Annotated in this window: 11 protein-coding genes; all 11 read right to left on the bottom strand. The window is 53.9% G+C overall.

All coding sequences use genetic code 11. From position 1 onward, the window contains the following. Positions 1–29: 29 nt before the first annotated feature. The 11 genes from QRY16_RS08310 to nuoG all read right to left on the bottom strand — a co-directional run bounded on the left by QRY16_RS08310 (position 30) and on the right by nuoG (position 13252). On the bottom strand, positions 30–479 hold the full coding sequence (locus tag QRY16_RS08310; protein WP_193404810.1) for a GNAT family N-acetyltransferase: 450 nt from the start codon (positions 477–479) through the stop codon (positions 30–32). A gap of 31 nt (positions 480–510) precedes the next feature. Then, a complete protein-coding gene (locus tag QRY16_RS08305) occupies positions 511–1626 on the bottom strand; it encodes an MFS transporter (RefSeq protein ID WP_193404809.1) in 1116 nt (371 codons plus the stop codon). Then, on the bottom strand, positions 1623–2969 hold the full coding sequence (locus tag QRY16_RS08300; protein ID WP_289776256.1) for an HdeD family acid-resistance protein: 1347 nt from the start codon (positions 2967–2969) through the stop codon (positions 1623–1625). The genes QRY16_RS08305 and QRY16_RS08300 overlap by 4 nt, the downstream gene beginning before the upstream one ends. 140 nt (positions 2970–3109) lie before the next feature. Then, positions 3110–4567: an NADH-quinone oxidoreductase subunit NuoN gene (gene nuoN, locus QRY16_RS08295; RefSeq protein WP_193404808.1), complete on the bottom strand. Its 1458-nt coding sequence runs from the start codon at positions 4565–4567 to the stop codon at positions 3110–3112. Between the two features lie 6 nt (positions 4568–4573). Then, the gene (nuoM, locus tag QRY16_RS08290) at positions 4574–6094 is read right to left on the bottom strand and encodes an NADH-quinone oxidoreductase subunit M (RefSeq protein WP_193404807.1); all 1521 of its coding nucleotides are present in this window, start codon (positions 6092–6094) and stop codon (positions 4574–4576) included. A gap of 213 nt (positions 6095–6307) precedes the next feature. Further along, positions 6308–8143, bottom strand: coding sequence for an NADH-quinone oxidoreductase subunit L (gene nuoL / locus QRY16_RS08285; protein WP_289776255.1), 1836 nt, complete (start codon positions 8141–8143; stop codon positions 6308–6310). Beyond that, complete coding sequence (nuoK, locus tag QRY16_RS08280) at positions 8140–8442, bottom strand: NADH-quinone oxidoreductase subunit NuoK (RefSeq protein ID WP_193404805.1); 303 nt, start codon at positions 8440–8442, stop codon at positions 8140–8142. Before nuoK ends, nuoL begins: the two co-directional genes overlap by 4 nt. Beyond that, positions 8439–8990, bottom strand: coding sequence for an NADH-quinone oxidoreductase subunit J (gene nuoJ, locus QRY16_RS08275; RefSeq protein ID WP_289776254.1), 552 nt, complete (start codon positions 8988–8990; stop codon positions 8439–8441). The genes nuoK and nuoJ overlap by 4 nt, the downstream gene beginning before the upstream one ends. A gap of 10 nt (positions 8991–9000) precedes the next feature. Next, positions 9001–9543 (bottom strand): NADH-quinone oxidoreductase subunit NuoI, encoded by a 543-nt coding sequence (gene nuoI / locus QRY16_RS08270; protein WP_289776253.1) that lies wholly within the window; start codon positions 9541–9543, stop codon positions 9001–9003. A gap of 11 nt (positions 9544–9554) precedes the next feature. After that, positions 9555–10532, bottom strand: coding sequence for an NADH-quinone oxidoreductase subunit NuoH (nuoH, locus tag QRY16_RS08265; protein WP_193404802.1), 978 nt, complete (start codon positions 10530–10532; stop codon positions 9555–9557). Next, positions 10529–13252, bottom strand: coding sequence for an NADH-quinone oxidoreductase subunit NuoG (nuoG, locus tag QRY16_RS08260; RefSeq protein WP_289776252.1), 2724 nt, complete (start codon positions 13250–13252; stop codon positions 10529–10531). The genes nuoH and nuoG overlap by 4 nt, the downstream gene beginning before the upstream one ends. Positions 13253–13261: the final 9 nt, after the last annotated feature.

Below are 13261 nucleotides of genomic sequence, written 5' to 3'. Positions count from 1 at the left end.
CGGGCGGCGAGGAAGATTCCTCGCCGTTTTTATTTCTGCATATCAACGTGCGGAATAGCATCTTCAAGATATTCCGCGCTCACCGCCGTGAAACCATGTCGGCCATAGAATGTTTGCAGATGCGCCTGAGCAGAAAGAAATAGGGTGCGATCGGGCCAGTGCTGCTGACAGCAGGTTAACGCCTGCTCCATCAGGCGGTTGCCCAGACTTATGCCGCGCACCTTATCGGAGACGATGACACGACCGATTTTTACCGGGCTTGCTGCATCCATCGGAGAAAGAATGCGCGCGTAAGCGACCAGCTGGTCGCCGTGCATTCCCAGCAGATGACGGTTTTCTGCCAGCAGATCCTGACCATCGACATCCTGATAGGGGCAATTCTGCTCCACCACAAATACCTCACAGCGCAACGCCAGCAAGGCATAAAGCTGTTGCACGCTTAAGTCACGATGATGAAGATCCAGCCAGTTAATTTCCATGCTTTCTCCTTTTTAAAGCCGCCACTATAAATTAACTGCGGCGCCTCTGCATCAACGCGAAACCGGTAAAAAGCGCACATAAAATGGCGGCCAGCCACGGCAAACCGTGCACGGTCAGTGACATCGCCACACCGCCTAATGCCGGCCCCAGCAAAGCGCCAACGCCCCACGCCACAGACAATGCCGCATAAGCTCCGGCCAGTTCCGCGCCCTGGAAATGTTGACCCGTCAGGGTGATGATGACCGTGTAGATTCCGACAAACACGCCTCCCCAACAAAACAGCAATAGCCGCGCCAGCCACAGATGCTGCAACGCCAGCGGCCAGACTAACGCACCAAGAGTCGAGAGTGCGGCCAGCCAGATGATAAGACGATGACGATCGAGACGATCGGCCAGCCAGCCAATCGGTAACTGCAGCACAATCGCACCAACCATCAGAATGGTAATGAATGAAGTTGCCTGCGCTTCGGGCCAGCCAAGATTCATCGCGTAAATCGCCAGCAAATTCATACCTGCCGCTTCCAGCGCGGCATTAAGCAAGGTCGCCGCCAGCGCCAGCGGCAACAACCGCAGCCAGCGGGAAAGTTTATGCGGTACGCTGGATTCGGCGTTGAGCCGCAAATGACGCGAGGCTAATAGCGTTAAGGCCGCCAGCGCCGCTAAGCTGGCAGCGGTGATAAATGCATCTGTTCCACTGCCCTGAAGGGTGAGAATGAACGGGCCAAGGGCAAAACCGAACGACAGCATGGCGGTGTAGGTCGCCAGCATTTTGGCCCGGTTGCTTTCGGTACTTTGCTGATTAAGCCAGGTTTCGGTGACCACCAGCATGACTTCGGTCGCCATTCCTAACAGCAGACGCAGCACAAAACTGCTCCACAGCGGCAAAAAAGGAAAAAGAGTTAACAGTAGCGCAGCAGCGATCAGCGAGGTGATCAGTAAGCCGGTAGCTGAAAAACGGCGGCACAGCGCGGGTAACCCAGGCGCAATCAGTAGCACACCCAACGCGTGCATCGCCGCATTGATACCAATGAATGCCTCGCTATAACCAGCGACGGAGAGGCGCAACGCTATCAGCGGCGAGCTGAGTCCGTAGGTCAGGCCGAAGATAGTCACGGCGAGCAGAACCGCCAGACGGTTACGTGTCATTTCACCACGCTACGCGATGGCGCCCGCTTTTTCTGCCACAGCGCATGACGTAAACGCAGACCCTGCCACAGGCGCAACGGCCATAACTGGCTGGGCTGCGGCTCAATGACGCGCTTCAACAGGCGGACATAATCCAGTACCAGCCCTGGCGTCCAGGTCACTGCCTCTGCCCGGCCACGAATCACGCCAAGTAGCCAGAAATTAGGATCGATAAACAGGCGAAAACCCGCATACGGCTGCTGCGCTAAAATGCCCTCAATCGCCACGTCTAACGCCTGAATCACGGTGGATGAGCAGTTGCGCGCCGTCAGGTTGTAAGCGCTGTCGGCGCTGTAGCGCTGCCAGTAATTTTTCAGCGCCTCCTGATTGTAACGCGGGAAGTGAACCTGCTTATCCGGGCGACACCACTCCGCCACTTCAACGGCCAGCGACGGCAAAAACCGGCCAGCAACATCATTTTGCTCACTGGCACGTAGCACGGCGCGGAAGTTACTGCTGTCACGATCGATCTCATCGCGCGGATAGTGGCTGATATACAGATCACCGCCCGCTTCCATTGCGGCATGGCCGGTCGAGATCACACCGTTGTGATCGACGGCAGCGATGTAACGATCAATTAACCGATAGCCTTCGCGCACCACACCGGATCCTATCGGCGTCCAGACATACACCGTCAACGGCTGAGTTGGCATCTCAGCGGGAAACGGTGGATGTGAATAGTGGCTGCTGTGCCAGCACCGCAGTCCGCCAGCCTTAAACAGCGGCAGCACGGTAACCGAGCTGTCTTCCGTTAATAATCGAGCCTGACGCGCCATCAGCAGCAGATGGATGCCGATACTGAACAGCAGCAAGGCAAAACAGAGTGGGACGGCGATGTGATGATGAAATGGCCAGTTACTGATAATCAGAATGCTGAGGATCAGTTCGACAATGCCGGTGATGCAGCGTTTGCGCCAGCGCGCGCCGCGCAACACCAGCGCCGCCGCAATACGAAGCACGCCATCTGCAAAAAATGCGACGCCGAACAATACGGCTGAAACATCATTATTATCTTGCGGGCTGTCGAAAATCAGAAACGCGATGAACAAAAAGCCCATGCCTTTCAGCATAGTGAGCCAGTCAATCAACATTTCTTTGGTCAGGGCTAAAAACATCTGCACCAGCCCTTCAATGATGAACAGGATGGCGAGCATATCCAGCGGCACCGAAAGCAGACCGTCACTGCCAATATCGTAGAGGATTAATGCACAGAGCAACAGCAGCGCTACGCCGCCTAAAGCCAGCCAGGACCAGCGTCTACGCAGTACCTGCGCACCGGTCAGCAAAAAGATCAACTTGATCACGTAACCTCGCAGCTCAGGATGAACACTGCTTAAAGTTAGCAACCCGCGCAGCAGTTGTCAGATTACAGGCAAAAAAGTCAGGCCCAGGGGCCTGACTTTACGTCTGGGTCACATCCATTATAACGTCTGGATTGCATCCATTACATCAACGGCTGAGCCATCTGCACCAGATTAATCAACGGTTGTGGATACACACCCAACAGCAATACCAGAATCGCAGAAATCAGTACCACCACCCCACCGGCAGTAAATGCCCAGTTAGCTGGCGTGTCGCGGGTGTGCAATTCTGGTGGGCTAAGATACAGACTCACCGTTACACGCAGATAGTAATACAAGCCAATCGCACTCCCCGCGACCACTGCACCGGTTAACCACCACAGATGGGCGCTGACACCGGAAGCGATCACATAGAATTTACCGATAAAGCCCAGCGTCATTGGGATTCCCGCCAGCGATAACATCATCACCGTCATCACCGCTGACAAAACTGGGCGATGCCAGAACAGGCCACGGTAGGAATAAAGTGAATCCGCATCCGGGCCACGATATGGGCTGGACATCAGGCTAACCACGCCAAACGCGCCCAGGCTGCTGAACAGATACCCGGCCAGATAAACCCCTGCCGTTTCCAGCGACAGCTGATGCGATTTCACGGCGATCAACGCCACCAGCAGATACCCAAGGTGGGCGATAGACGAGTAACCTAACAGACGCTTAATGTTGCTCTGCGAGATCGCCATCAGGTTACCAAACAGAATTGACACAAAGGCGATGACACCCAGCACCGTGCGAACAGCTTCGCTGTCGGTAACCGGCGCGTACATAAACAGACGCATAATCACGCCAAAGATAGCAATTTTGCTCGCGGTCGCCAGGAAAGTGGAAACCGGTGCGGGCGCGCCCTGATAAACATCCGGCGTCCAGAGATGGAACGGCACCAGCGACAGCTTAAAGCCAAGACCGATGATCATCATCCCCAGGCCCACCAGCAATAGCGGCTCCTGGATCATGCTGTCATTCAAACTTTTGCCCAGCTCAACGAAGCTCAAACTACCGGAATCGGCATAGACCAGTGCAATACCAAACAGCAGAAATGATGACGCTGCGGCTGACAGTATGGTGTATTTCAGCGCCGCTTCCAGCGAACGTTTCTGGCGGAAAGCGTAACCGATCAAACCAAACAGCGGCAGCGACAGCAGTTCAATGCCGATAAACAGTGCAGCAAGATGATTCGCGCTTGCCAGTACTACGCCGCCTAGCGCAGCAATCAGTACCAGCAGGTAGAACTCATCTTTGTTGTCCGGGAAATCGGCCAGCCATGGATAAGCAAAGGTACAGGTTGCCAGACTCGCCAGCATCACCAGCGCGGTATAAAACATGGAGTAGCCGTCAATGCGCAACAGCGGCGTGACGTCTGTTGGACCGACCTGACCGACAAAATACAGCGAGAACAGTGCGAGATTGAGGCCAATCACCGTCAGCGTGGCGTTAACGAAATGGTTGCGTCGCCAGGCAATGGACAGCATCACAACCACCACCGTCAATCCGACGATCAACAGCGGCAGCAACGCGATCAATTGTTGAGGAGTTATTGTCATGGCGAATTACGGCCTTGTAGTTGAAATTGAAGCGGTAAACCACTGCTGAATATTGCTCATTGCAGCATGCGAAGTGTCCAGAATCGGCTGCGGATAAATGCCCAACAGCACCAGCAGAACCACCAACACACCGATCGTCATGAACTCGCGTGGCGACATGCCCGGCAGCGGCTCTTTTGACTTCGCTTCGCCGTAGTAAGCGCGCTGCATCATGATCAATGAATAAACAGAAGCAAACACCAGACCAAAAGTTGCAATCACGATAATCATCGGTACTACCTGGAAACTACCGGTAAGAATCATAAACTCACCGGCGAAGTTACCTGTACCCGGCATACCGAGGTTAGCGACCGCGAAAAACAGGGACAAACCCGGAATCCACTTGATGCGTGACCACAGCCCGCCCATCTGACGCATGTCGCGCGTATGCAAACGCTCATATAGCTGCCCACACAAGATAAACAGTGCAGCCGCTGACAAACCGTGTGCAATCATCTGTACGACCGCGCCCTGGAACGCCAGTTGACTACCGGTGTAAATCGCAATTAACACAAAACCCATATGCGAGATCGAGGTGTAAGCAATGAGTCGTTTAATATCGGTCTGGGAAAATGCCATCCACGCACCGTAGAAGATGCCGATGATACCGAGCCACATCGCGATCGGTGCGAACTCAGCCGACGCATTCGGGAACAGCGGCAGGCTAAAGCGCAGCAGGCCGTATGCAGCGGTTTTCAACAGAATACCGGCAAGGTCAACAGAACCGGCCGTTGGCGCCTGGCTATGTGCATCGGGTAACCAGCCATGCAATGGCACAACCGGCATTTTCACCGCAAAGGCGATGAAGAAGCCCAGCATCAGCAAATACTCAACGGTGTGCGACATGGGCGTTTTCAACAGCTGTTCGTAGTTAAACGTCCAGACGCCAGTCGCATTGTAATGCACAAACACTAACCCCAGAATGGCAATCAACATCACCAGACCCGATGCCTGGGTATAGATGAAGAATTTGGTTGCCGCCGTAATTCGGGTTTTACCGTCTGACGCTTTATGCCCCCAGAGCGCGATGAGAAAGTACATCGGCACCAGCATCATTTCCCAGAAAAAGAAGAACAGAAACATATCGATGGAGAGGAACACACCGATAACGCCGCCTAAAATCCACATCAGGTTGAGATGAAAGAATCCCTGATATTTGTTGATTTCATTCCACGAACAGAGCACTGCCATCAGGCCGAGCAAGCCGGTCAACACCACCATCAGAAGTGACAACCCGTCAATGGCCAGATGGAAGTTAATCCCGAAGCGCGGGATCCACGGCACGGAGAAGCTCGATTGCCACTGCGGTATACCCGCTGCCTGCGTCAGTGAATAGCCTCCCTGCAACCACAATTGCAGCGAAAGCGCCAACGTCAGTCCCATGGTAAGCAGGGCGATCCAGCGCGGCACCTTCGCGCCGAGGCGCTCGGTCAGCCAGCAGATCAAGCCGCCGACGAAGGGGATTATGATTAGCCAAGGTAGTAACACGGCGTTTAGTTCCCTTTTGTTATCCTGAGTGGGCTATCTTGCTTGCCCTTTCTGCCCCCGAAAGCGTTACAACCCTCCTGTATTTCAATACGTTCGTGTTGTTTTACGCTAACGGTGACAAAACTGACTGCGCCGATGACGCCCTTATATCCCAGGTAATTTTTTACAATCTCGATCGGGAATGAGCGTTTATCTCACCCCACGCAATAACCTTTAAATCACCAACATCAATGCCAGCACGACAACCGCACCAACGCTCATGGATGCGACATACCAGCGCAGATACCCATTTTCACTCACCACCAGACCCTTATTGGCAATGCGTGAAAGCAGCGCAGGCAGGTTCATTAATCCATTAAGCGGATCGCGTTGCAGCAACCACGCAATACCCAGGTACGGTTTAACGAACACTTTATCGTAGAGCCAGTCAAAGCCCCAGGCCGCAAACCACCATGTACCAAAGAAGCGGCCCGGCGCGCTGTTGGCGATGCGGGTGACCAGCTGACGTTTGCCCAGCCACAGCGCGGCAGCAATCAGAATGCCGATAATCGCGACTGCGCCCGAGGTCATCTCCAGCGCCACTTTGCCGCCTTCACCAAACTCATTACCCGGTAATACGCCCGCCAGTGGAGGAGTAATTAACGCGCCAACAAAGGTGGACAGTACCAGCAGCACAATCAGCGGCAGGTGATGGGTAATGCCTTTACCGGCATGGGCATGGATTTTCTCTTCGCCATGGAACACGATGAAGATCATGCGGAAGGTATAAATCGAGGTCAGGAACGCACCGACCAAACCGGCAACCATCAGATTGATATGGCCGTTGGCTAATGCACCAAACAGGATTTCGTCTTTACTGTAGAAGCCTGCGGTAATCAGCGGCAGCGCAGCGAGTGCGGCACCGCCCACCAGGAAGCAGGTATACACCAATGGGATGCTTTTACGCAGTCCGCCCATCTTAAAGATGTTTTGCTCATGGTGGCAGGCCAGGATGACGGAACCTGAAGAGAGGAACAGCAACGCTTTGAAGAACGCGTGCGTCATCAGGTGGAAAATTGCTGCATCCCACGCCTGCACGCCCAATGCCAGAAACATATAGCCGATCTGGCTCATGGTGGAGTAAGCAAGCACACGTTTGATGTCGGTTTGTACCAGTGCGGCAAAACCGGCCAGCAACAGGGTAATGGCACCAATAATGCCAACCAGATGCAGCACTTCCGGCGTCAGCAGGAACAAGCCATGAGAACGGGCGATAAGGTAAACACCCGCTGTTACCATGGTTGCGGCGTGGATCAGTGCTGAAACCGGTGTCGGGCCCGCCATCGCATCGGCCAGCCAGGTCTGCAAAGGTAGCTGGGCTGATTTACCCACTGCCCCGCCTAATAACATCAGGGTCGCCCATTGCAGCATAGGGTTATCAGCAGCGAAATGTGCCGGCGCCAGTTCTACCATCTCACGGAAGTTCAGCGTGCCCAGTTCGTTATAAAGAATGAACAGCGCAAACGCGAGGAACACATCACCGACACGCGTAATGATGAAGGCTTTCATCGCCGCTTTGCCGTTGTCTGGATTGGTGTAGTAAAAACCAATCAGCAGGTAAGAACACAGCCCCACGCCTTCCCAACCCAGATACATCAGCATCAGGTTATCGGCCAGCACCAGAACGACCATGCTGGCGATAAACAGGTTGGTATAAGCGAAGAAGCGCGAATAGCCCTCTTCACCGCGCATATACCAGGATGCGAACATATGGATAAAGAAGCCCACACCGGTCACTACCGATAACATGGTCAGCGACAAACCATCCAGTGTCAGATTCACCTGAATATTAAAGTGACCGACCTGCATCCAGGTCCAGAGCGCCTGGTTGAAAACCTGCTGGCCGTTAGCGAAGAAGTCGAAACCTGCATACACCGTTACCAGTGCCGCCAGTCCAACCGATCCCATGCCAACCGTTGCCGACAGGTTCTCTGACCAGTGGCCGCGAGAAAACGCTAACAGCAGAAAGCCAATCAGCGGAAACAGTACAGTTAAATAGAGAAGATTCATCCGCGCATCTCGCTCACAGTATCAATGTTCATCGTCTGACGACGACGATAAAGCTGGAGCAGCAGCGCCAGGCCAATACTGGCTTCGGCTGCAGCAAGGCTGATCGCCAGGATATACATCACCTGGCCATCGGCCTGACCCCAGTAGCTTCCCGCCGTGACTAATGCCAGCGCCGCTGCGTTGATCATGATTTCAAGACCAATCAGCATAAACAGCAGGTTGCGGCGTAGCACCAGTGAAGTCAGTCCCAGGACAAACAGCACAGCGGCCAGAATCAGTCCATGTTGTAGAGGGATCATGCTTGCTCCTTATTCACTTGCTGAGCGTCAACCTGGCGATGACTCAGCATTTCACCTGCACGTTCTTCGCGCCCGATATGGAACGCCACCACCAAACCGGCCAGCAGCAGCATAGACGCCAGCTCAACCGCCAGAACATAGGGGCCGAATAACAGGATACCAACCGCTTTCGCGTCAATAACTTTGCCGTCAATGCCTTGATCATTTGCAGTCAGAATGGCGTAAACCATCACGATCAGCAGCAGCAGCGACACGATGCCTGGACCGATCCATAGTGAAGGTTTCAGCCATTCACGCTCCTGCTTCTCTGTGGCTTTACCCAGATTCAGCATCATCACCACAAACACAAACAGCACCATAATGGCCCCGGCGTAAACGATGATTTCCAACGCGCCGGCGAAGTAAGCGCCCATAGAGAAAAACACACCGGCAATCGACAGCAGCGAAACGATCAGGTACAGCAACGCATGTACCGGATTAGTGTGGGTGATAACGCGCAACGTCGTTAGCACCGCCACCAGCCCGCAAAGATAAAACGCAAATTCCATGCCCTGCTCCTTAAGGTAATAGGCCTTTGACGTCGATAGGTTTGGCTTCGTTTTCCGCCTCGCCTTTGTCTTTGCCGTCAATTGCCATACCCGCCATGCGGTAGAAGTTGTACTCGGGATATTTACCCGGCCCCGAGATCAGCAGATCGCCTTTCTCGTATACCAGATCCTGACGTTTAAACTCGCCAAGCTCGAAATCTGGCGTCAGCTGAATGGCTGTTGTCGGGCAGGCTTCTTCGCACAGACCACAAAAGATGCAGCGTGAGAAGTTGATACGGAAAAATTCTGGATACCAGCGGCCATCTTTCGTTTCAGCTTTCTGCAACGAAATACAGCCCACCGGACACGCTACTGCACACAGATTACAAGCAACACAACGCTCTTCACCGTCGGGATCGCGCGTCAATACGATACGACCGCGGTAACGTGGCGGCAGATAAACCGGCTCTTCCGGGTACATTTGCGTTTCGCGTTTGGCGAAGGCATGCATGCCTATCATCCAGATACTGCGAACTGTCGTGCCGAAGCCAACGACAAGATCTTTTAAAGTCATTTGTTAACCCCTTACTGCGCTGTATAGAGGATCACTGCGGCGGTCGCCAGCAGGTTCAACAGCGTCAACGGCAGACACACTTTCCAGCCGAACGACAGCACCTGGTCATAGCGTGGACGCGGAAGCGCAGCACGAATCAGGATGAACATCATCATAAAGAACGCCGTTTTAATGGCGAACCAGATGAACGGCGGCAGGAACGGTCCTTGCCAGCCACCAAAAAACAGCGTGACAATCAGCGCGGATACGGTGGTAATCGCCACATATTCACCCACAAAGAACAGACCGAACTTCATCCCGGCGTATTCGATGTGATACCCATCGGCCAGCTCTTGCTCTGCTTCGGGTTGGTCAAATGGATGACGGTGACATACCGCAACGCCCGCAATGCAGAAAGTCAGGAAGCCGAAGAACTGTGGAATGATATTCCACAGATGCGCCTGGCTATTCACGATGTCATTCATATTGAATGAACCCGCTTGCGCTACCACACCCATCAGCGACAGGCCAAGAAACACTTCGTAGCTCAGCGTCTGCGCAGAAGCACGCATCGCCCCCAGCAGCGAATATTTGTTATTGCTCGACCAACCGGCAAACAGCACCGCGTAAACGGCAAGTCCAGCCATCATCAGGAAAAACAGCAGACCGATGTTCAGGTCCGTGACCATCCAGGTTGGCGATACCGGCACAATCGCAAACGCCAGTAACAACGACACAAAGGCAATAACCGGCGCCAGGGTAAAGATAAAGCGATCGGTAAACGGCGGGACCCAGTCCTCTTTAAAGAACATTTTGATCATATCAGCCGCTAACTGCAGCGAGCCGCCCCAGCCCACACGGTTAGGCCCGTAACGGTTCTGGAACAGGCCGAGCAAACGACGCTCGGCAAAACTCATAAACGCACCACAGGCCACCACCACCAGTAAAATGACGATGGCTTTGACGATGGCCAGCAGAATGTCAATAACGTCCGGTGTTAACCAGCTCATTGCGTCGCCTCCTGCAGTTTGTCAATCTGGCCGTTTGCCAGGAATGGTGGAACGCCCGGCATACCCAGCGGCAAACCAACCTGGCCTGCCTGCAATGCTGTTGAAAAACGCACTGGCAAACGCAACGTTTCACCGAAGCAGGTGAACTCAACGGCAGCGCCATTGTTGACGCCCAGTCTGGCGGCATCGTCTGGGTTGATCACCAGCATCGGCTGCGGCATACGCTGTTGGAAGGTAGGCGAACGTTGGGTCATCTCTTCGCTACCAAACAGCTGATAGTAAGGCGCAACACGCCAGTGATCGCCGCTCACGAATGAGGACGGCACATTACTGAACCACGGCAGTTGCGTATCGCTGGCTTCAAACAGACGTACACCCGGATCGCCGTTACGCAATTTGCCCCCCACTTCAGCCTGGAATTTGTTCCAGGCCTGCGGAGAGTTCCAGCCTGGCGCCCAGGCAAAAGGAATCTGCGAACGTGCGGCACCTGGCTGGTTGTTTCCTTCCATTGAGAAGGCAAACATGGTGTCTTTATCCTGCGGCTGGCGCGGCTCGTGTACGCTGATATTCGCGCGAGCAGCAGTACGTCCACTGGAACGGTGCGGTGAACGTGACAGTTTCTGACCACGAATGCGGAAGCTGGCATCCGGCGCCGCGTCTTTGACGCCTTTCAGCTGGGGCAGTTTCGCCACAACGGCATCAATTACGTGATCCAGTTGTGTCCAGTCAACCTGACGGCTTTCCAGCGTGCTATGCAGCGAATGCAGCCAGCGCCAGCTTTCCAGCATCACAATGCTGTTATCGTAGTAAGAAGGATCATAAACCTGGAAGAAACGCTGAGCGCGTCCTTCATGGTTTATTGAGGTGCCGTCACTTTCTGCAAAACTGGCGGTGGAGAATATTAAGCCTGCTTTTTCTAACGTCGCGGTACGCTGATGATCGACCACTATAACGTTGTTTGCGTTAGCTAAGGCTTCATCAACCAGGGCTTTCGGCGCGTGGCGATACAAATCGTTTTCCAGCACCACCAATGCATCGGCTTCACCGTTACGCAGTTGTTCCAGCGCGTTATCCAGCGGCTGTCCCCCCATCAGGCCAAGCCCCATACTATTAGCCTGTCCCGCCAGCAGGGTAATGCCCACATCCGCGCCACGCGTTTTCAGCGCTTTGGCAACGTTAGCGGCTGCTTCGATCATCGCGCTGCTGCCGGAATGGGTACCGGAGATAATTAACGGCTTTTTGGCACCGGCTAGTGCCTGCACCACGACATCCAGCTTGCCGTTCAGGCTGTTATCGAAATCGCTAACGGCTGGTGCGGTTTCATCAAGCGCATTGGCAATCGCGAAGCCCAGACGAGCCTGATCTTCAACCGGTGCGCGGTAGCTCCAGGCAGCAATATCATCAAGGCGGGTTTCATCGACGTTAGTGACAAACAGCGGATGTTTAGCATGTTGACCGATATTCATAATGGCGGCGATTTGCCAGTCGGCTACTTTTTGCGCGGCAGCCATTTCACGTGCTTTACCTTTTACCGCCTGACGAACGGACAGCGCGACACGTGCGCCAACCTGGGTTAAATCTTCCCCCAGCACCAGCACCGCATCATAGCTTTCCATTTCACGTAGTGAAGGCGTGTAGATTCCACCTTCTTGCAGCACTTTCAGCATCAGTTCAAGGCGAGCCTGCTCACCTGCTGGCATACCCGTAGAGAAATTCTCTGCCCCAACCAGTTCACGCAGCGCGAAGTTGCTTTCAATGCTGGCACGCGGCGAACCGATACCAATGACTTTCTTCGCCTGACGCAATACATCGGCGCCTGCGTTTACCGCTTGCTCTGCATTGAGCATGACCCAGTCATTGCCGCGCAGCAGCGCCGGATGACGTGGACGATCTTTAAGATTGACATAACCATAACCAAAGCGACCCCGGTCACAGAGGAAGTAATGGTTTACGGTGCCGTTATAGCGGTTTTCAATACGACGCAGTTCACCATAACGCTCGCCTGGGCTGGTGTTACAGCCAACGCTGCATTGCTGGCAAATGCTTGGCGCAAACTGCATGTCCCATTTACGGTTGTAGCGTTCTGAATGCGTTTTATCGGTAAAGACACCCGTTGGGCAGATTTCGACCAGATTGCCGGAGAACTCGCTTTCTAGCGTGCCGTCTTCTGGGCGACCAAAATAAACGTTGTCATGGGCGCCATACACACCGAGATCGGTGCCGTCTGCGTAATCTTTGTAATAACGCACGCAGCGATAACAGGCGATACAGCGGTTCATTTCATGAGAAATGAACGGGCCGAGATCCTGATTACGGTGGGTACGTTTAGTGAAGCGATAACGACGGAAGCTGTGGCCGGTCATGACGGTCATGTCCTGAAGATGGCAGTTACCGCCCTCTTCACAGACCGGACAATCATGCGGATGGTTGGTCATCAACCACTCAACCACACTTTCACGAAACTCTTTGGCTTCGCCATCATCAATAGAAATAAACGTGCCGTCAGAAGCCGGTGTCATGCAGGACATGACAAGACGGCCGCGGGTATCTTCGGCATTCTGGAATTGCTTCACCGCACACTGGCGGCAGGCCCCAACGCTTCCCAGCGCTGGATGCCAGCAAAAATAAGGAATATCAAGGCCCAGAGAAAGACACGCCTGCAACAGGTTGTCCGCTCCGTTCACATCATATTCTTTACCGTCTACATGGATTGTAGCCATAGTGAACAT

The organism is Mixta mediterraneensis (assembly GCF_030283135.1).
Taxonomy (GTDB): domain Bacteria; phylum Pseudomonadota; class Gammaproteobacteria; order Enterobacterales; family Enterobacteriaceae; genus Pantoea; species Pantoea mediterraneensis.
Note: the sequence above shows the minus strand (reverse complement) of the source record. Positions and strands in the feature narration are given on the sequence as shown.